General features: G+C 35.2%; 13 protein-coding genes, 2 pseudogenes and 2 riboswitches. Of the genes and pseudogenes, 9 read left to right on the forward strand and 6 right to left on the reverse strand.

Translation table 11 applies throughout. The features are described from left to right. Positions 1-48 precede the first annotated feature (48 nt). The 3 genes from DN389_RS23795 to DN389_RS23805 all read right to left on the reverse strand — a co-directional run bounded on the left by DN389_RS23795 (position 49) and on the right by DN389_RS23805 (position 3,583). The gene (locus DN389_RS23795) at positions 49-843 is read right to left on the reverse strand and encodes an ABC transporter substrate-binding protein (RefSeq protein ID WP_046953749.1); all 795 of its coding nucleotides are present in this window, start codon (positions 841-843) and stop codon (positions 49-51) included. A 121-nt stretch (positions 844-964) separates the two neighbouring features. Next, entirely contained in the window at positions 965-1,687 is a 723-nt protein-coding gene (locus DN389_RS23800; RefSeq protein ID WP_149237681.1) for an amino acid ABC transporter ATP-binding protein, read from the reverse strand. 171 nt (positions 1,688-1,858) lie between these two features. Continuing rightward, positions 1,859-3,583, reverse strand: a complete 1,725-nt coding sequence (locus DN389_RS23805) for a methyl-accepting chemotaxis protein (protein ID WP_149237682.1) — start codon at positions 3,581-3,583, stop codon at positions 1,859-1,861. Positions 3,584-3,950: 367 nt separating this feature from the next. Between DN389_RS23805 and DN389_RS29360 the strand changes: the two are divergent. Together DN389_RS29360 and DN389_RS23810 are read left to right on the forward strand one after the other, a co-directional pair. Beyond that, a pseudogene (locus tag DN389_RS29360) lies at positions 3,951-4,136 on the forward strand (HAMP domain-containing protein); the annotation flags it as partial. A 15-nt stretch (positions 4,137-4,151) separates the two neighbouring features. Further along, on the forward strand, positions 4,152-5,078 hold the full coding sequence (locus DN389_RS23810; RefSeq protein ID WP_472926202.1) for a methyl-accepting chemotaxis protein: 927 nt from the start codon (positions 4,152-4,154) through the stop codon (positions 5,076-5,078). Positions 5,079-5,109: 31 nt separating this feature from the next. Here DN389_RS23810 and DN389_RS23815 read toward each other — a convergent pair. Beyond that, a pseudogene (locus DN389_RS23815) lies at positions 5,110-5,292 on the reverse strand (BBE domain-containing protein); the annotation flags it as partial. 181 nt (positions 5,293-5,473) lie between these two features. Here DN389_RS23815 and DN389_RS23820 point away from each other — a divergent pair. From DN389_RS23820 to DN389_RS23840, 4 genes are all read left to right on the forward strand, one after another. After that, a complete protein-coding gene (locus tag DN389_RS23820) occupies positions 5,474-7,138 on the forward strand; it encodes a glycoside hydrolase family 13 protein (protein WP_046953754.1) in 1,665 nt (554 codons plus the stop codon). 205 nt (positions 7,139-7,343) lie between these two features. Then, the gene (locus DN389_RS23825) at positions 7,344-8,981 is read left to right on the forward strand and encodes a PTS transporter subunit IIBC (RefSeq protein ID WP_064056276.1); all 1,638 of its coding nucleotides are present in this window, start codon (positions 7,344-7,346) and stop codon (positions 8,979-8,981) included. A gap of 4 nt (positions 8,982-8,985) precedes the next feature. Next, positions 8,986-9,777: an endonuclease/exonuclease/phosphatase family protein gene (locus DN389_RS23830; RefSeq protein WP_000772009.1), complete on the forward strand. Its 792-nt coding sequence runs from the start codon at positions 8,986-8,988 to the stop codon at positions 9,775-9,777. A 306-nt stretch (positions 9,778-10,083) separates the two neighbouring features. Next, positions 10,084-13,059 (forward strand): YhgE/Pip domain-containing protein, encoded by a 2,976-nt coding sequence (locus tag DN389_RS23840; RefSeq protein ID WP_000810108.1) that lies wholly within the window; start codon positions 10,084-10,086, stop codon positions 13,057-13,059. 41 nt (positions 13,060-13,100) lie between these two features. Here DN389_RS23840 and topB read toward each other — a convergent pair whose 3' ends face one another. Then, positions 13,101-15,290, reverse strand: coding sequence for a DNA topoisomerase III (gene topB / locus DN389_RS23845; protein WP_088121198.1), 2,190 nt, complete (start codon positions 15,288-15,290; stop codon positions 13,101-13,103). A gap of 424 nt (positions 15,291-15,714) precedes the next feature. Continuing rightward, positions 15,715-15,824, forward strand: a riboswitch (TPP riboswitch). 63 nt (positions 15,825-15,887) lie between these two features. On the opposite strand from topB, the gene thiM reads away from it, so the two are divergent. The 3 genes from thiM to DN389_RS23860 all read left to right on the forward strand — a co-directional run bounded on the left by thiM (position 15,888) and on the right by DN389_RS23860 (position 18,386). After that, the gene (gene thiM, locus DN389_RS23850) at positions 15,888-16,703 is read left to right on the forward strand and encodes a hydroxyethylthiazole kinase (RefSeq protein ID WP_097858171.1); all 816 of its coding nucleotides are present in this window, start codon (positions 15,888-15,890) and stop codon (positions 16,701-16,703) included. Between the two features lie 16 nt (positions 16,704-16,719). Then, positions 16,720-17,379 carry a thiamine phosphate synthase gene (gene thiE / locus DN389_RS23855; protein WP_098191047.1) on the forward strand — a complete coding sequence of 220 codons (660 nt, stop codon included), beginning with the start codon at positions 16,720-16,722 and terminating at the stop codon, positions 17,377-17,379. A gap of 71 nt (positions 17,380-17,450) precedes the next feature. Further along, the gene (locus DN389_RS23860) at positions 17,451-18,386 is read left to right on the forward strand and encodes an alpha/beta hydrolase (protein WP_097858169.1); all 936 of its coding nucleotides are present in this window, start codon (positions 17,451-17,453) and stop codon (positions 18,384-18,386) included. Positions 18,387-18,444: 58 nt separating this feature from the next. Here DN389_RS23860 and DN389_RS23865 read toward each other — a convergent pair whose 3' ends face one another. Next, positions 18,445-19,758: an anaerobic C4-dicarboxylate transporter family protein gene (locus DN389_RS23865; RefSeq protein ID WP_000498712.1), complete on the reverse strand. Its 1,314-nt coding sequence runs from the start codon at positions 19,756-19,758 to the stop codon at positions 18,445-18,447. A gap of 283 nt (positions 19,759-20,041) precedes the next feature. Beyond that, a riboswitch (cyclic di-GMP riboswitch) is annotated at positions 20,042-20,126 on the forward strand. Positions 20,127-20,256: the final 130 nt, after the last annotated feature.

The raw sequence follows: 20,256 nt of genomic DNA on the forward strand, positions 1-20,256 counted from the left end.
CCCACATAAAAAGTGGGGCATAATGTATGAAACATTTGACTAGCTAATTTACTTCGTTTTTTCCTCTTCGCCGAGAATATTACGCCCAAACCATTTTTTACTGATTTTTTCATACGTACCATCTTTAATGATTTCATCTAAAGCTTTATTTACTTTCTCAACCATTTCTTTATCATCTTTACGAATAGCAATTCCCATTTCATCAAGATTTAATGGTTTTCCAGCTTCTTTTATATTTGATTTACCTTCTTTGATCATACGTAAACCAACCATTTGATCAGTGATTACTGCATCAATACGTCCAGGCTCTAAGTCCATAAGTGCAGTAATATCGCTGTCATATTCTGTGATTTGATCTGTATGTTTTGCAACAAGGTCTTTAAAAGTACTAGCCTTTACAACACCAATTTTCTTACCTTTCAAATCTTCTGGAGAAGAGATAGATGTATTCTTTTTAGCCACAAAAATTTGGGCACCAGAACGATAATAAGGATTTGAGAAACTAACAGCTTTTAAGCGTTCTTCTGTAATTGCCATACTGCCCAATATAGCATCATATTTTTTCGATTGTAGACCTTGAATTAGCGTTTCCCATGGATTTGTAATAGGAGTGGGTTTCATATTCATTTTTTTTGCAAGTGCCTCACCAATTTCCACATCAAAACCGGCAAGCTTTCCGTCATTTTCTTTATAGTTAAAAGGTTTATATAAGCCACTCATCGCATAACGAAATTCTTTTTTACCATTTGAAGAAGTAGTAGCACTTTCCTTACTACAGGCTCCTAGTATGAAGGATGTACATAATGTAATACTCGCAACAATGGTTAATAGTTTTCTTTTCATAAAACCCCTCCTATATATTGATCATACGGATGGTTTTAAGTATGTTACTGAGATATTTTATTTGGACAATTAGTTGTGCACCGTATGAATGTATTTCTTTTCATTTGAAACAGAAGTTACATTATAAAACGTTGCGTAAAAATTGTTTTGCTCGTTCATGTGATGGAGCTGAAAAGAATTGTGCTGGCGGAGCGTCCTCTACAATCTTTCCGTCATCCATAAATATGACGCGATCAGCTACATCTCTTGCGAAATTCATTTCATGAGTAACAATAATCATGGTCATTCCTTCTTCAGCAAGTTCTTTCATAACTTGCAATACTTCTCCAACAAGTTCAGGGTCTAAGGCTGAGGTAGGTTCATCAAATAGCATAATTTTAGGATTCATAGCAAGAGCTCGTGCAATGGCAATGCGCTGTTTTTGACCACCTGACAGGAGGTGAGGAGTTACATCTGCTTTATCTTGTAGGCCGACTTTTTGCAAAATCTGATTTCCGATATCCTTTGCATTTACCGTTTCTAATTTTTTTACATGGATAGGTGCTTCTATGATGTTTTCTAGTGAGGTCATATGAGGAAAGAGGTTAAAGTGCTGAAAAACCATACCGACATTTTCACGGACTTTGTTTAAATTTGAATGCTGTGGATCAATTCGTTCACCTTGTAAGCGAATTTCACCTTCATCGTACATTTCTAAAAAGTTAAGACAGCGAAGTAATGTACTTTTACCGGAACCACTGGCACCAATTAAAACAACAACTTCTTTTTCTTTTACTTGTAAATCAATTCCTTTTAAAACATCAAGCGAGCCGAATGATTTTACTAGATTTCGAACCTGAATCATACAAAACCCCCAGTCAAAAATATATTTTACAAATGTTTCCCCCTTATTTCTGTTATTAGCCACAAATTGTCAGAATCCTTCATTTTTTTCAGAGGACAGTTCTTATATAAGTAAATCTGAATGTATAATTCAAATAGAAAGACCACCTAAATTAGGTGGTCTTTCCTATGTTTACAAGTTTTTAATTTTAAATTGAGTTGCGAACGTTTCTAATTCTTCAACAAGTTTTTGCATTTGAAGAGACATATTTGTAATATCCTGTACGGATACCGACTGGGCTTGTGAAGATTGGGATGTATAATTAGTCTCCGAAACTATATTTTGTGAAATTGAAGAGATATTAATAAGTGCGCTATTTATTTCTTCTGAGCTTGCTGACATTTCTTCTGCGCTTGCTGTAATATCTTGTATTTGATCTGTAACCTCATTAATATGATTCACGATATTATGGAATGCTAATTTTGCATTTTGAACGGCATGACTGCCTTCTTGAATTTCTTGTTGTCCTTTCCCCATAACGTTGACTACATCTTTTGTATCATCTTGTACGAGTAAGTTTAGTTTTGTTATATCTTTAGCTGCTTGTTTGGATTGTTCAGCCAGCTTACGAACCTCTTCGGACACAACTGCAAATCCTTTTCCATGTTCACCGGCGCGGGCAGATTCAATTGCAGCGTTTAAAGATAATAGATTTGTTTGTTCAGAAATGTAAGTAATAGTTTGTAATGCTTTATCGATATCTTGTGTACGAACAACTAATTGATCTACCACTTTATATATTTCATCCATGACAGTATGGATAGTTGTCATTTGAGAAATGGATTTTTCAATGATTTCGGTTCCTGCATTCGCCTTATCAGAAGTAGAAATAGCTAAGTTTGAAATCGTTGTAGAAGATTCAGCTATGCTTTGCACTCCATTTGCTATTTCATCCATTGCTGTAGAACTATCTCTAATATTTGCAGACTGATCATTAATATGGTGAGACAGCTGTTTCATTGTATTTGCAATGTTATCCATAGTAGAAGAGGAGACGGTTGCTGTTTCAACAATGTGGTTTGTAGAGCTTTTGACTTTTGTGCTTGTTTGAATCACATTGTTAATAATTTGTCGTAAATTTGATAGCATTTGATTGAAACTATTAAACATATGACCAAATTCATGGTGATATTGTTTTGGTACAGCAACGGTTAAATCTCCTTTTCCAGCTGTATTCATTATGCTTCGTAATGAATTGATTGGATTAATAATAGATTTGGCAGTAAATAAGGAGATAAGAATGCAAAGAACTAAACATGCAATGAATAAAATAATGGTTACGCCCATCACTTGCTTATAAGATTGCTCGCTTTCGTTATACAAACTTTCAGCTAACTTTTCGTTATAATCACTAAGATTTTTTAAAGCACCTACTGTAGCCGATAAATTAGGGTCGACTGTAGTTAGGTAAAATGAATATGCTTGATTAAGTTTATTCTCTTTAATGAGATCAAGCATTTGAGCCCGATGCTTTTTATAGTTTTCTAGCTTTTCTTTATATTGATTGAGGAGCTTTTTTTCTTCTCCTGTTATATATGTATTTTCGTATTGGGCTTGTAATTTTTCAGTTTCTTTATTTGTATCATTTAATTTATTTAAAATTGTAGTACGTCGATTCTCATCTTCGGTAATAATGAGTTCCTTTACATAACTAAACTCTTGGTACATGCTGCTCTCAATAGAGCCTAGCCATTTAATAGGGAGTAGACGATCCACATATACTGTTTGAATTTGTTTGTGCATGTGTTGTAAATTTATATAATTTACAACACTAATAATTAATATGGAGAGAATGGGTACGGCTACTAATAATATCAATCTGTTTATAACGTTTAAACGATTTAAAATCTTTAACATAGAATCACCTAACCCTAAATTATTTGTTGAGTATATAATTGACATCCAAATAAAATTATACATTATTTTCAAATTATATACAGAAAAAGTAATGTAATGAATATGTAAATAAAAAATTAAAAATCGATATATCTTTCTATAAGGAAAATATGGATAATAATATATAGATAGTATGTATATTATTTATGGGGAGGAATGAGAAATGGAAAAGGAGAAGAAAACTTTTTCCTTTGGTTTACGTACACAACTTATGCTATTTACTACAGTTTTAGCTTTTATTACATATTCAACAAGTATATTTTTTATTTACGTAATCTACGATTATTTTCAAAGTTATGTAAGTCAAACTGTTTATAATATTATCGTTATGTTATTAGGTGTAGTATGGTCTGGAATTTTAGCGTATGGAGCAGCAATCTTTTTAATTAAACCACTTCGGAAGTTGGAGGAGGCTGCAAGGAAAGCGGCCGATGGGGATATTCGTGAAGATGTCCCGTTACCAAAAACTGATGATGAGATTAAATCTTTAAGTGTTGCATTTAATATGATGCTAGGGAACTTAAGAGGTATGGTAAAAAATATTGATACTACATTTTCGTATACAAATAATCAAGTTCAGCAAATTAGAAGGCAAACGGGGGAAGCGACAAAGCAAGCACGAGGTGTGTCTGAAACCCTTGCAGAGATTTCTTCTGGCGCCGAGCAATCAGCAGCTTCCATTCAGGCGATTGTTTCTGCTGTTGATACAACAACTTCTATTGCGAGTGAAGTAGAAGAAAAAGCAAAACAGTCTGACGAGTTGTCTTTAGAAATGGTTCAAGCTTTAGGGCAAAGTACACGAGTCTTTACTTCTTTAATTCAAGGTATTCAAACATTGGCAAAAGAAAATGAAAATTCGATGCAAAATGTACAGAAGTTAGAAGAACGAATGAAACAAGTAGAACATATTGTTTCTGTTGTGAGCGAGATTGCTAGTCAAACGAATTTATTAGCACTGAATGCTTCTATTGAGGCAGCTCGTGCTGGAGAGCATGGAAGGGGCTTTGCAGTTGTAGCTGAAGAAGTACGTAAACTTGCTGATGAAAGCGATCATTCTGCAAGAAATATATCGCAATTATTACGGAATATGCAAGAAGAAGTGCAACAAGTCGCATTGAAAATGACAGAGCAAGTGAAAACAGCTAAAGAAGAGGCGAAACGTGGGGAAGCTACGGAATTAATTTTAAAAGAAATGTCATCAAGTATTATGGAAGTTGCTGATGCAACGAAGCAAATTAGTGGCTATATGAACGAACAAGTGAGTCATATTCATCAAACAGGAGCACAGACGAAGGCTGTAGCAGCAATTGCTGAGGAAACATCAGCTGGTTCACAAGAAGTAGCACGTGTGACGTTGCAACAATCTAAAAATATGGCAGTAATCGATCAATTGTTAAAGGATTTAGAAAAGCAAGCAACGGACTTAAAACAAACAATTGAACGATTTTCAATGTAAAAAGGAAGAACAGCATTCTGTTCTTCCTTTTTTACGTATGAAAAGGAGGGATACTTTGTTGAAAACGAAAAACATTGCAAGGATCATATATGGTTTTCACTTTACGCAATCTTTGAAAGTTAGGGCCGTAATAACTAGTTTGCCAATTTTTAATGTCGATATCGGGCCAATTGATAAAGCTTTCTCGTAAATCTTTAACCGAGCATATGTAACGTGCGTGGACAAGAGCAGGTGAGGAATGAGATTTGCTTTTGTGAGAAATAAATAAAGCATAAGAATAAGGAATCTACATAGAGTTCAATGAAAACAGTTGCAAACTATTCATATTTTGTTATGATAGTGTTACGAAAACGTTTGCATAAAATTCTGATGGGATGCAAAAGGAGAGAATGACTATGAAAAAGACATGGTGGAAAGAAGCGGTTGCGTATCAAATTTATCCGCGTAGCTTTATGGATTCAAATGGTGATGGTATTGGAGATTTACAAGGTATTATTGCAAAACTGGATTATTTAAAAGATTTAGGTATAGATGTAATTTGGATTTGTCCAATGTATAAGTCACCTAATGATGATAATGGCTATGACATTAGTGATTATCAAGATATTATGGATGAATTTGGTACGATGGAAGACTTTGATGCTTTACTAGATGAAGTTCATAAGCGTGATATGAAGCTTATTATTGATTTAGTTATTAATCATACGAGTGATGAACATCCATGGTTTATTGAGTCACGTTCATCTAAAGACAATCCGAAGCGTGATTGGTATATTTGGCATGATGGTAAAGATGGTGCGGAACCAAACAACTGGGAAAGTATTTTTAATGGTTCGGCATGGGAATATGATGAAGTAACAGGACAATATTATTTACACTTATTCTCGCGTAAACAACCAGATTTAAACTGGGAGAATAAAGAAGTTCGCGAAGTGTTATACGATACAGTTAATTGGTGGCTTGATAAAGGAATTGATGGTTTCCGAGTGGATGCAATCAGCCATATTAAAAAAGAAGATGGTTTCAAAGATATGCCAAATCCAAAAGAACTAAAGTATGTACCATCTTTTGATAAACATATGAATGTGGATGGTATTCAACCTTTATTAGAAGAGTTAAAAGAAAATACGTTTTCTAAGTATGATATTATGACTGTTGGTGAAGCGAATGGCGTTAAGATTGAAGATGCTGAGCTTTGGGTTGGAGAAGAGCAAGGTAAGTTCAATATGGTATTCCAATTCGAACATTTAAGTTTATGGGATGCAGAAAAGAAGAAAGATCTTGATGTTGTAGGTTTGAAAAAGGTATTAACGAAATGGCAAAAAGGGTTAGAAAATAAAGGATGGAATGCTTTATATATTGAGAATCACGATAAGCCACGTATCGTTTCAACTTGGGGAGACGATAAACAATATTGGCGTGAAAGTGCAACAGCTCTTGGAGCAATGTATTTCTTTATGCACGGTACACCGTTTATTTATCAAGGACAAGAAATTGGGATGACGAACGTTCAATTCCCAAATATTGAAGATTATGATGATGTAGCAATTAAAAATTTATATCGAGAGAAAATTGCAGAGGGCGTATCACATCAAGATATGATGGAAATTATATGGGCTTCTTGCCGCGATAATTCACGTACACCTATGCAGTGGAACGATGAGATGAATGCTGGCTTTACAACAGGTGCATCTTGGTTTGGTATGAATCCAAACTATAAAGAAATTAATGTTGAAAAGCAAAAGAATGAAGAGAACTCTATTTTCAATTTCTATAAGAAAATGATTGCCTTGAAAAAAGAGCACGATGTACTGAATTACGGTACGTATGATTTACTTTTAGAAGATGATCCACAAATTTATGCATATACTCGTACATTAAACGATGAAAAAATTGTTGTAATTAGTAATATCTCAAAAGAGGTAGCTGTGTATAATGAGGGTTTATTTGCACTAGAACGCAAACGTTTGCTTTTAAATAACTATGAAGTTGTAGAAAATGAACAAGTAACTTCAATCACGTTAAAACCTTATGAAACAAGGGTTTATCGCATTTCATAATAAAAAAGGATGCTCTTAGAGCATCTTTTTTTATGAAAAAAAATAAATTTCTATTGCAAAGTGAAAACGCTTTTATTAAAATAGATTTATGAAAACGGTTGCGTAAAGATAAAAATAAAGTAGCATAAGGAATCGTTTTCATAATAGAAACAGAAATTATAATTTAAATCATTATGTTGTTATAAATAAAGGGGAGGAAGAACAGATGAAAATTACGTCTTTTGATTTTTGGCAAAAGTTCGGGAAAGCATTATTAGTTGTTGTAGCTGTAATGCCAGCAGCGGGTTTAATGATTTCTATCGGTAAGTTAATTGGGATGTCTGCTGGGGATATTAACGCAGTTCATACAATCGCTCGCGTAATGGAAGACATCGGTTGGGCAATTATTACAAATCTACACATCTTATTCGCAGTAGCAATTGGGGGATCTTGGGCGAAAGATCGTGCAGGTGGTGCATTTGCAGCGCTATTAGCATTCGTCTTAACAAACAGAATTACAGGAGCTATATTTGGCGTAAACGCTGAAATGTTAACGGATTCAAAAGCTACAGTTTCTTCAGTATTAGCAGGAGATTTAGTTGTAAAAGATTACTTCACTTCTGTACTTGGTGCACCAGCATTAAACATGGGAGTTTTCGTAGGGATTATCACAGGTTTCTTAGGAGCTAATTTATATAACAAATATTATAACTATAACAAACTACCACAGGCATTAGCATTCTTTAATGGAAAACGATTCGTACCATTCGTTGTAATTGTTTGGTCTACAGTCACTGCAATTGTATTATCACTTTTATGGCCGTTCATCCAAAGTGGATTAAATGAATTCGGTCGCTGGATTGCAGCATCTAAAGATAGTGCACCAGTTGTTGCACCATTTGTATATGGAACGTTAGAGCGTTTATTATTACCATTTGGATTACATCATATGTTAACGATTCCGATGAACTACACAGAGCTAGGCGGAACATATACGATGTTAACTGGCTCAAAAGTTGGACAAATTGTAGCAGGACAAGATCCTTTATGGCTTGCATGGATTACAGACTTAAATAATTTACTAGCAAATGGAGATACGAAAGCATATAACGATTTATTAAATAACGTTGTACCAGCTCGTTTCAAAGCTGGACAAGTTATTGGCTCAACAGCAGCGTTAATGGGTATTGCTTTCGCGATGTTCCGTAATGTTGATAAAGAAAAACGTGCAAAATATAAACCAATGTTCTTATCGGCTGCATTAGCAGTATTCTTAACAGGTGTAACAGAACCAATTGAATTCATGTTCATGTTTATTGCTCCAGTATTATATGTTGTATATGCAATTACAACAGGACTTGCATTCGCATTAGCAGATTTAATTAACTTACGTGTTCACGCGTTTGGATTTATTGAATTAATTACTCGTACACCGATGATGGTTAATGCAGGACTAACAAGAGATTTAATCAATTTCGTTATCGTTTCATTAGTGTTCTTCGGTCTGAACTTTACATTATTCAATTTCTTAATTAAAAAATTCAATTTACCAACACCAGGACGTGCAGGTAACTATATTGATAATGAAGATGAGTCATCAGAAGGAACAGGAAATGTACAGGATGGTTCATTAGCAACAAAAGTTATTGATTTATTAGGGGGTAAAGAAAATATTGCTGACGTAGATGCTTGTATGACGCGTTTACGTGTAACAGTAAAAGATTTAGATGTTGTTGCACCAGAAGCACAGTGGAAACAAAATGGTGCTTTAGGACTTATCGTAAAAGATAAAGGTGTACAAGCAGTATATGGTCCGAAAGCTGATGTATTAAAGTCAGACATTCAAGATATGTTAGGTGCGTAATAAGATGAAATTGCTAACTTTAAACTGTCACTCTTGGCAAGAAGAGAATCAAATGGAAAAGATAAAATATCTTGCTAAAGTCATTCAAGAAGAAGAGTACGATGTCATCGCATTGCAAGAAGTAAGTCAGTCGATACAAGCTGGAAATGTATGCGGTAACAAGAAAGAAGATAATTTTGGACTTTTACTATTAGAAGAGTTAAAAGCGTTACATGTAAAAGATTACAATATTACTTGGGATTTCTCTCATATTGGTTATGATGTGTATGAAGAAGGATTAGCGATTATAACGAAGCATAATGTTGTAAAGGAAGATACGTTCTTTATTTCAGAAAATAAGGATACAACGTATTGGAAAACACGCAAAATTGTAAGTGCGACAATTGCTTATAATGATAAGAACATAACGTTTTACTCTTGCCACCTCGGTTGGTGGAATGATGAAGAAGAATCATTCAAAGATCAAGTTAATCGTTTGATGGGGCGTGTAGATAGTAATGAACTTTCCTTCTTAATGGGTGATTTTAATAATAACGCCCGTTTACAAGGTGAAGGTTATGAATATATGATGCAAAAAGGTTTGTATGACACATATGAACTAGCAATAGAGAAGGATGAAGGAACAACTGTCCAAGGTGAGATTGCTGGTTGGGATGAAAATAAACATAACTTACGAATCGATCTAATATTGTGTAACCAAAGTGAAAAAGTTCGTTCTTCAAAAGTCATTTTTAATGGTACGAACAGAAATGTAATTTCAGATCATTTCGGTGTAGAAGTACAAGTAGATATATAATAGAAGAAATCCTCACAGATGATGAAAAGCTGTGAGGATTTTTTTGAGGAATACAAGTATTGCCAAGAGAAAATACTTGTATTTTTTATGACATTTCCTATATATTTGTTATTATTGAATGTAAAACTAATTTGGTCATTTTGTATGCATACTTTTTTTACTTCGTTATATAATGAAGTAAGTGAAATATTTAATGGGAAAAATAGTGTGTTTTCGTTTAATCCACGATGTAGAAAGTGATATAATTGCAAAATGCATGTATCATTTTCTAAAGAAGGAAAAATATATAATTAGGTGATAACTTATATGAAACAAATTTGGCGTATTTATAAGACAGACTTACGGAATGTGGCCAAACATTGGGCTGCGATTGTTATTGTTTTAGGATTAATGATTTTACCATCGTTATATGCATGGTTTAACATTAAAGCTTCTTGGGATCCTTATGGAAATACGAAAGGAATCCAGATTGCAGTTTCTAACCAAGATGTTGGATCAAATTTAAGAGGGAAAGATATTAACATCGGGAAAGAAATTGTAGATTCACTTAAGAAGGACAAAAATTTTGGGTGGAAGTTTGTTGATGAAAAGCAAGCGATTTATGGGGTAGAGCGTGGAGATTATTCTGCAAGTATTACTATTCCAAAGGATTTCTCTGAAAAGATTGCAACAGTCTTGAATGAAAATCCACAGAAACCAGAAATTGATTATTACGTAAATGAAAAGGTCAATGCCATTGCGCCGAAGATTACAGCTAAAGGTGCATCGGGGCTGACAGAAGAGATTAGTAAAAACTTTGTTAAAACAGCAAACGGCGAGATTTTTGAAATCTTCAACGATCTTGGAATCGATTTAGAAACTAACTTACCGAGTATTGAGAAGGTCAAGGATCTTGTCTTTAAGTTAGAAGCACAATTCCCAGAAATGAATACACTTGTGGATAAGGCATTAGATGATGCGACTCGGGCAGAAGATGTTGTGAAAGTAGCGCAAAAGGAGTTGCCAGTTGTAGAAAGTGTTATGAATGATGGGCAAGAAGCGTTAGGGAATTTAGATAAATTCTTTGCGAGAAATGATGAAACATTGAAACGTGCACCTGGAACAATTAAGAATAATTTAATTGTAATGCAACAAGGTTTAGATAGTGCGGCAGCAATTACGGATTTCTTAAAAAATCCATCATTTGATTCTAATCTGACACTTCCAGATCCGGCTAAATTCCCGGTGTTGCCTAATATAACTATTCCGCACGTACCACAAATACCAGAAATTCCAGCGTTACCGCAAGTGAATGGTGAGGGGTATAAAAATATTGCTAAAAATATTGATCAAACTGTAAATAATGTTTTTAGTTCTACTCGTGTTGGAACGGCATATGTGAAAAGTGTTATGGATGGTCTTCAAAATAAGGGCGTGGATCCAGCTGTAGCACAGAAAAACGTTCAGGATGCTTCAAAACTTCTCCAAGACCGTATTGATAGTGTTTCATATTTAATTGATTTCTTTACAACTTTTAAAGAATCAGCTTCAACGGACTTTGGTAAACAGTTCTTTGGGAACAGAGTAGAAAGTTTAACGGTGCTTAAAAATTCTATGGTGGATGTTAACAATAGAGTTAAGCATGTAGGAGATTTAATTAGTTCCGGACAAGAAGTTAAACAAGATGTGCGAGATGCTGTGAATCAAAAATTAGATACAGTAAATAATTTAGTAAATCAAGCTGAAAAGGATTATAATGCAACATTTGTAGCAGATTTCGAAAAAGCAGTAAGCACAGCTGAGCAATTGAAAAACACAGCTGAAAATGTAAAAGAAGACGCTCAGCAGTTAAGAGGGAATTTAAATCAAGATATAAAAGCAGCAAATGATTTAGTAAACCAAACAAATGAAGCATTAGACAATGGTAGAGAAAAATATGATAAGGCTGTAAATGATTACAGCAGATTAAAAACGGAGCTTGAAAAAGCAAGAGAAGACTTAAGTAACAAAGGTGTTAATGGATTAGATTCTACAAAAGTAGCCTTAAATGATTTAAATGGACAGTTCAAAGCAGGATGGAATTTAGTTAATGATATGATTCCGGTTATGGAAAGTACAAATAAAGTTTTGGGCGATGTGAATAGTGATAAAAATCTTAATGGCACAATTGCTAAGTTAAATAAAGCAAAAGATGGTTTGCAAAAAGGAATGGATTTAACTGATAAAGGAATTGACGCTATTAATAAAGGTCAAAAACCAGCAGCAGATGTTATTGAAAGTATTAATCAAGTGTCTAAAAATGTTTCGGGCCAAATTGGTGACATTTTAGCTAAATATGACTCGGAAATCACTCCGAATTTCAATGCAGCAATTGCTCGTACAAAAGAGATGTCTAAAAATACATCTCAAATTTTAGGCGAGGCAGATAAGAAGCTTCCAGATGTGAAAAAATTACTTGAAGACTCATCAAAAGGCTTAGTAGATGGTCAAAAGAAAATTGCAGATATTAAAGCTGAAATGCCAGCTACTGAGAAAAAGATTAAAGAATTAGCAAATAAAATTCGTGATTTTGAATCAGAAGAGGATATAAAAGATATCATACGCTTATTGAAAAATGATGTTGAAAAGCAAAGTGATTACTTCGCGAATCCAGTAAATTTAAAAGAGAATAAGTTATTTGCGATGCCGAACTACGGTTCAGCGATGTCACCATTCTACACAGTGCTTGCATTATGGGTAGGCGCACTATTAATGGTTTCGTTATTAACGGTAGAAGTACATGAAGAGGGCGCGAATTATAAGAGCCATGAAATATACTTTGGACGTTTATTAACATTCTTAACGATAGGTCTTTCGCAGGCATTTATCGTATCGATGGGGGATATATTCTTACTCGGTACGTACGTAGTCGATAAATTCTGGTTTGTGTTATTTAGTTTATTTATTGGCGGAGTATTTGTTTGTATCGTGTACTCACTCGTTTCTATTTTCGGAAACGTTGGGAAATCGATGGCAATCATTTTACTTGTGCTTCAAGTAGCAGGATCGGGTGGTACGTTCCCAATTCAAATGACACCACCATTCTTCCAAGCGATTTATCCGTTCTTACCATTCACATATGCAATTAGTGCAATTCGTGAAACAGTAGGTGGCATGCTTTGGGATATAGTTATTAGAGATTTACTTGTATTAAGTGTGTTCGTAGTAGTCATCGTTATCGCTGCGTTATTATTGAAAACACCAATTAACAAATCGAGTGAAAAGTTTGTTGAGAACGCAAAAGGAAGTAAAATTATTCATTAATAAAAAAAGGTTCCTACCGATAGAGGTAGGAACCTTTTTGTTTAATCAAATTTTAATTTCTTTAATGCTTCTGCGAACGGGTTGTTTAATGGTTCTTCTTCTTTATTCTGTTGTTTCATATATTTTTGAACGTCGCGCTTATCAGCCTTGCTTCCAGATTCTTTTTTGCGTCTCTCCTGGAATGTCGATAATTTCTCGCGATAGCCACATTTACATGCGAAAATTTGTCCGGCACCTTCACCACGTAATTCTAACTTCTTCTTACATTGTGGGCAACGAGCGTTTGTTGTACGAGATACATTTTTACGATGACCACATTCACGGTCTTGGCAAACGAGCATTTTTCCTTTTTTGCCGTTTACCTCCAGCATTGGTTTACCACAGTCTGGACAAGACTTCGTTGAAATGTTGTCATGTTTATATTTTTTATCACTTGATTTAATTTCAGAAACAATTTCTTTCGTATAGTTCTTCATTTCTGAAATGAATACTTCTTTTTTCAGTTTACCCTTCGCAATTGCTTCAAGCTTTTGTTCCCATTCACCAGTTAGTGTAGGTGATTTTAACTCTTCTGGAACTAAATCAAGTAACTGACGGCCTTTTGAGGTAATGTGAATATCTTTACCACGTTTTTCAAGTAAGAATGAATTGAATAGCTTGTCGATAATATCAGCTCGTGTCGCTACAGTACCTAATCCACCAGTTGATTTTAACGTATCAGCAAGTTGTTTATTTTGCGTATCCATATATTTCGTAGGATTTTCCATTGCTGAAAGTAAAGTTGCCTCGTTAAAACGTGCAGGTGCTTTCGTTTGACCTGATGTTTGCATAATTAACTTTACAGTTAATGTATCGCCTTTTTCAATGTGAGGTAGAAGTTGTTCTTTTACGTCATCAGTTATATCATCATCTTCAAAACGATTTTCATATACTTCTTTCCAACCGGCATGTAGAATAGTTTTTCCACGTGCGATGAACGTTTCATTGCCAACTTTTGTGCGTAACGTTAGTTGCTCGTATTCGAATGCTGGGAATAAAACGGCTAAGAAACGTTTTACAACTAAATCATAAATTTTACGTTCTTTATCTGTGAAGGCTGAGAAGTTAACGTATCCTTCTGTCGGAATAATTGCGTGATGATCACTTACTTTACTATCATCAACAAATGACTTATTAGACTTGATAGGCTTTTGTAATACTTTATGTGCTAAAGGACGGTACTCTCCAACGCCACATGCTTTTAGACGCTCTGGAAGTGTTCCAACGATATCAGATGAAATGTAACGCGAATCTGTACGAGGGTACGTTAGCACTTTATGTTGTTCATACAATTTCTGCATAATGTTTAATGTTTCTTTCGCAGAGTAACCGAACTTTTTATTTGCATCACGTTGTAATTCAGTTAAATCGTAAAGACCAGGAGAGAATGACTTCTTCTGTTTTTTATCAATTTCCACAACAGTAGCATTATGCTTATCTAAACCTTTTACAATACCGTCAATTTTTTCTTTATTAAAACTGCGGCTATTGCCGTTTGCATCTTGCCAAGTTAGTTTTAACTGATTCGTTGTTTGTGCTTCGATACCGTAGTAAGTTTGAGCTTTGAAGTTCTTTATTTCATCTTCACGATTAGCGATCATAGCGACAGTAGGTGTTTGTACACGGCCGCAATTCAGCTGGGCATTAAAGCGAGTCGTTAAAGCGCGAGTCGCGTTAAGACCGATGTACCAGTCAGCTTCTGAACGTGCGACAGCCGAAGCGTATAAATTGTCATATGCTTTACCTGGTTTTAAATTTGCGAAGCCATCTTTAATTGCTTTATCAGTAACAGATGAAATCCATAAACGCTTAATAGGTTTTTGTATTTTAACTTTATCGATAATCCAACGTGCGACTAATTCGCCTTCGCGTCCAGCATCTGTCGCTACAATAATTTCATTTACATCTTTTCTAAGCAGCTGACTTTTTACAGCATTAAATTGTTTTCCTGTTTGTTTAATAACAGTTAATTTCAAACGCTCAGGTAGCATCGGTAAATCTTCTAAATTCCACTTTTTATATTTCACATCATAGCTTTCCGGATCTGCTAATGTAACAAGATGACCTAAAGCCCAAGTCACAATATATTTACTACCTTCAAGGTAGCCATTTCCTTTTTTATCACACTTAAGTACACGCGCAATATCTCGTGCAACGGAAGGCTTTTCAGCGATTACAACGCTTTTTACCATATTTAAAACATCCTTTCAAATTTCCATACGTTAACTATAGCATACATCTTCTTGAGATTCAGTTTCGCTCCAGATTTGAACGTTTTTTAGTGGGATAACATCTGTTTGAGGGTGAATGATGGCGACAGAACATAATATGCGCCATGATGAGACTATGAGAAATAGATACTTATTTATCCCGCATTAACGGGCAGTAAGACCCCTACCTCAAAATTCAGCGGAAGCCAAGAAGTTAGGTAGGGGATCAACTGCCCATAAAAGCCCGATTGGTTCAACTAATAATCAGTGGGGGATGAACAAAGCCCCCACTGATTAAAGTTTCACTTTATTATGCGTATTGTTTTATCAGTTGCTTCTATATGAAATATAAAAGTAAAGAACTTGTTATTTTACTAGAATAAGAGTAGACTTTGAAGTAGATGAATAATAAACACATGGGAGTTTGTGGATGCAAACTGAGAGTATGACTAATCCGTCATTGACCATTTGAACCTGTTGGATAATGCCAGCGTAGGGAGAGTGTAAAAGCACATGTTCAGGCACTTTGCGTACGCGCAAAGTGCCTTTTTGTGTATCTCCCATCACTATAGTTAGGAGATGAAAAGGATGAATATGAAAGAAATTAGTAAAGTAGTGGATTTGGTGAGAGAGTCTAATCCACTCGTGCATAATATTACAAATGTTGTTGTAACAAATTTTACAGCTAACGGCTTGTTAGCGTTAGGAGCATCGCCTGTAATGGCGTATGCAAAAGAAGAAGTAGCAGAAATGGCTAGCATTGCGGGAGCTCTTGTTTTAAATATGGGTACACTTCGTCCTGAAGAGGTAGAAGCGATGTTACTTGCTGGTAAATCAGCAAATGTGAATAATGTACCAGTACTATTTGATCCAGTTGGTGCAGGAGCAACATCGTATCGAACAGAAGTTGCGAGACATATTCCGGCTGAAATTGATTTAGCGATTATCCGCGGAAATGCAGCTGAGATAGCGAACGTTATTAATGAGAGATGGGAAATTAAAGGGGTAGACGCCGGTGTTGGAAATGGCAATGTCGTAAGTATTGCAAGGCAGGCAGCGGATGAATTAAATACAGTAGCGGTGATTACTGGAAAAGAAGATGTTGTTACAGATGGAGAACGAACGATCCTTATTCGAAATGGTCACCCTATTTTAACGAAAGTTACGGGAACTGGTTGTTTACTAACTTCTGTAATAGGAGCATTTGTAGCAGTAGAAAAGGATTATGTAAAGGCAGCAGTAGCGGCATTAACGTTTTATGGTGTAGCTGCGGAACTGGCAGCTGCTAAGACAGTGGAAAAGGGACCTGGTAGTTTCCAAATTGAATTTTTAAATCAGTTAGCGAATACCACTTCGGGTGATATTGAGAAGTATGGGAAGATTGAGCTTATATAGTAAGGAGGTGAACTAGATGCCCTGTATTACAAAGGCTGAAATGTCTAGATTATTATCAGTATATTTTATTATGGGAAGTAACAATTGTGCGAAGGAGCCACTACAAGTATTGAGAGATGCACTTGAAGGTGGTATAACAATTTTTCAATTTCGTGAAAAGGGGGAAGGGGCTTTAACGGGAGAGAAACGTATTTGTTTCGCGAAAGAACTACAAGCAGTCTGTAAAGAGTACGGTGTACCATTCATCGTAAATGATGATGTGGAACTAGCTATGGAGTTAGATGCAGATGGCGTGCATGTTGGCCAAGATGATGAAGGAATTACTTCTGTTCGTGAAAAAATGGGTGATAAAATTGTTGGTGTATCTACACATACAATTGAAGAAGCACGCTGGGCAATTGAAAACGGAGCTGATTATTTAGGTGTTGGCCCTATTTTCCCAACGAGTACAAAAAAAGATACGAAAGCAGTTCAAGGAACGAAAGGTTTAGCTTATTTTAGAGAGAAAGGAATTACAATACCGATCGTCGGGATTGGTGGCATTACAATTGAAAATACAGCGTCAGTTATAGAAGCAGGTGCGGACGGCGTTTCTATTATTTCCGCGATTAGTTTAGCTGAATCTCCGTATGAAAGTACGAAGAAATTAGTAGAGGAAGTAAGTAAGAGTTTGTAGAAAAAAGCTATGTAGTATTAAAATGCTACATAGCTTTTTTGATATTAGTAATTAGAAATAGGGGGGATTATTTGAAACGAGAAAGGTTTGTAGCGTTGCAAAATGAGTTGTTTCGTTTATTTGGAAAAGGGGAATTTGATGCCATTTATAGATGTATAGATGAAGCGGAAAGAGAATTTCCTGAAAGAATAGATAAAACGAGTTTTTGGAAAGCTTGTGCATATTCAGTAGAAGGCAAGGGTGAAGAGGCAATTGCTATTTTAAATGGAGCTATGCAAAAAGGGATTTGGTGGAATCCCCATACACTTATGTATGATGAAGACTTAAAGGTGCTACAAGATAAAGCGGATTTTAAAGTAATAGTAAAAAAGTGTGAAGAAATATTTAAAAAACAGCAGTTAACAGCTGACCCGAAGTTATTTACTTATGGAAATGAAAAAGCGAAGGCTAGTCTATTTTCTTTACATTGGAGAGGATCAAATATAGATGATTTTGCACCATATTGGTGTGAAGAAGAAATACTACATGAGTATATATTAGGTTTTTCCCAATCCTCACAAATACATGGAATGAAGTCGTATAGTTGGGATAATCATGAAATAGCTATAAAAGACGTTATGAAAACTTTTAATGATTTTGTAAATAAATATAACTTGGAGGACATCATCATAGCGGGAGCTTCTCAAGGGGGAAATATAGCGATAGAGTTAGCGTTAAAGAATATGTTAGCGACTCAAAAATTTATTGCAGTTATACCTGCTATTCGAGATGTTAAGGCAATTGAAAGTATAGTTGTATCAAATGATATAACGAATGTAGAAGGATGTATTGTTACGGGAGACAAAGATCTATTTTACGAAAACACACTTCAATTAATGTCAATGTTCGAGGAATATAATGTGAACTGTAAATTAATTGTGAGAGAAGGTTTGGGGCATCTTTTCCCAGCGGACTTCACACAAATATTAAAGAACATAATGGAGGAATGGACAGCCAAAAGTATTTAAACAAACGTTTGATTAAAAAAGCACAAACCCTTTAAAAATGTAGGTTTGTGCTTTTTCTTTAAAACATAATTGATATTAAAAGCATTCCAATTCCGATAGAAGTGAATGTTGCGATTAGGCCTGGAATCATAAAGCTATGATTTAAAACATATTTCCCAATACCTGTTGTACCAGTGCGATCGAAGTTAATGGCAGCAACGATTGTTCCATAGTTTGGAATGAAGAAATATCCATTTACTGCAGGGAACATTGCGATTAGTAGCGCTGGTGGAATACCGAGTGATAATCCAAGAGGCATTAAAGCACGTACTGTTGCTGCTTGGCTATATAGTAAAATAGATAGAATGAATAATGCGATGGCAAATAGCCATGGTGCACTTGTTACTAGGTGCTGAATTGATCCTTGAATCATATTTAAGTTTCCGTTAAAGAAAGTATCTCCCATCCAAGCGATACCGAAAATAGCAACAACAGCTGTTGCCCCCGCTTTAAAGACGTTACCAGACACGATGCTTTCTACATTTGGTTTGCAGAAAATAATAATAAGAGCTGCGATAGTTAACATAACCATTTCAATTGTGTTTGGCATGGAAAGACGAATTAACTTCCCGTCAACCATCCATCCTGGACGAAGTGCTTCAAATGAACCGAGAAGTACGACAAGGAAAGTTCCTACTAAGAAAAGGATAACGGATAGTTTAGCGCCTTTTAAACCAACAAATTCTTTCTTCTCTTCAATTTTAGGAATCATTCCTTCTTTTAAACGTTTCAAGTATTCAGGGTCTTCATTTAATTCTTTCCCCATTTTGCTAGCGACAAATGCAGCTACCATACAAGCGATGAAGGTAGAAGGAATACTTACTTTTAAAATATCTAATAAGGTGATTTTATAGTCAGCTAGCATTGCTAAAAGTGCAACTGTTGCAGCTGATATAGGGCTAGCTGTAATTGCTTGTTGGGAAGCGATTACGGCAATTGACATTGGTCGTTCCGGTCTAATCCCAGATTCGCGAGAGACTTCTGCGATAACAGGAAGTACAGAATAAGCAACGTGACCAGTTCCTGCGCACAGTGTAAATAAATAAGTAACAATTGGAGCAAAGAATGTAATGCGCTTTGGATTTTTTCGCAATGCTTTCTCAGCTAGATGAACAAGGTAGTCCATTCCTCCAGCGGCTTGCAGTGCACCGGCAGCTGTAATTACTGCTAAAATCATAAGCATTACATCAATAGGAGGAGCTGTAGGTTGTAAGTGGAAGACAAAAACAAGTATTGCCATACCAACGCCACCCATTACTCCTAGACCCACTCCGCCTAGGCGTGCGCCAATAAAAATGCAGAGTAGTAACGTAAGAAATTGTAGCCAAAACATGATAAACTACCTCCGAAATTCATTAGTTAAGATATATTTGAATAATTTAATTTGAACGAAAATTAAAACAAATACTCAAAATAATCCTTGTGTTATATACATTTTTTATTATATAACACAAGAAATGTAACATTCACGAACTTTGTTAAGTTATTTCGAAAAAATAATACATTGAAACTTTACATTTGCATCTCTAAATAGGTAGACATTTTAATTCTTATGTTGTAATCTTTGATAGAGAATAATTTAATTCTCATAGAACTCCCATATCGTTCAACTCGTTCAGCGAGAAAGGCAAACTGATGGAAACATTAGGACGCAAAACTACAGGAGCTAAGGTCGAAAGGCTATGCTAGCCAGTTACCGGACGGATAGGGTTGGTCTTGACCAATGCTCTTTTCATTGGTCTTTTTTTTGTTTATAAACAAATGAGAGCCGTTATCGTTTATTAATAAGGTGTATATTTTAATAGCGTTACTTTATAGTAAGTTAATTAAG

Origin of the sequence: Bacillus sp. AY3-1, from assembly GCF_008368785.1 — a bacterium.
GTDB classification, from domain to species: domain Bacteria; phylum Bacillota; class Bacilli; order Bacillales; family Bacillaceae_G; genus Bacillus_A; species Bacillus_A wiedmannii.

Bases quoted from the DNA above. Each gene is read 5' to 3' on its own strand.
- DN389_RS23795 (WP_046953749.1), bottom strand. From the start codon at position 843: ATGAAAAGAAAACTATTAACCATTGTTGCGAGTATTACATTATGTACA.
- DN389_RS23800 (WP_149237681.1), bottom strand. From the start codon at position 1,687: ATGATTCAGGTTCGAAATCTAGTAAAATCATTCGGCTCGCTTGATGTT.
- DN389_RS23805 (WP_149237682.1), bottom strand. From the start codon at position 3,583: ATGTTAAAGATTTTAAATCGTTTAAACGTTATAAACAGATTGATATTA.
- DN389_RS23810 (WP_472926202.1), top strand. From the start codon at position 4,152: ATGGTAAAAAATATTGATACTACATTTTCGTATACAAATAATCAAGTT.
- DN389_RS23820 (WP_046953754.1), top strand. From the start codon at position 5,474: ATGAAAAAGACATGGTGGAAAGAAGCGGTTGCGTATCAAATTTATCCG.
- DN389_RS23825 (WP_064056276.1), top strand. From the start codon at position 7,344: ATGAAAATTACGTCTTTTGATTTTTGGCAAAAGTTCGGGAAAGCATTA.
- DN389_RS23830 (WP_000772009.1), top strand. From the start codon at position 8,986: ATGAAATTGCTAACTTTAAACTGTCACTCTTGGCAAGAAGAGAATCAA.
- DN389_RS23840 (WP_000810108.1), top strand. From the start codon at position 10,084: ATGAAACAAATTTGGCGTATTTATAAGACAGACTTACGGAATGTGGCC.
- topB (WP_088121198.1), bottom strand. From the start codon at position 15,290: ATGGTAAAAAGCGTTGTAATCGCTGAAAAGCCTTCCGTTGCACGAGAT.
- thiM (WP_097858171.1), top strand. From the start codon at position 15,888: ATGAAAAGGATGAATATGAAAGAAATTAGTAAAGTAGTGGATTTGGTG.
- thiE (WP_098191047.1), top strand. From the start codon at position 16,720: ATGCCCTGTATTACAAAGGCTGAAATGTCTAGATTATTATCAGTATAT.
- DN389_RS23865 (WP_000498712.1), bottom strand. From the start codon at position 19,758: ATGTTTTGGCTACAATTTCTTACGTTACTACTCTGCATTTTTATTGGC.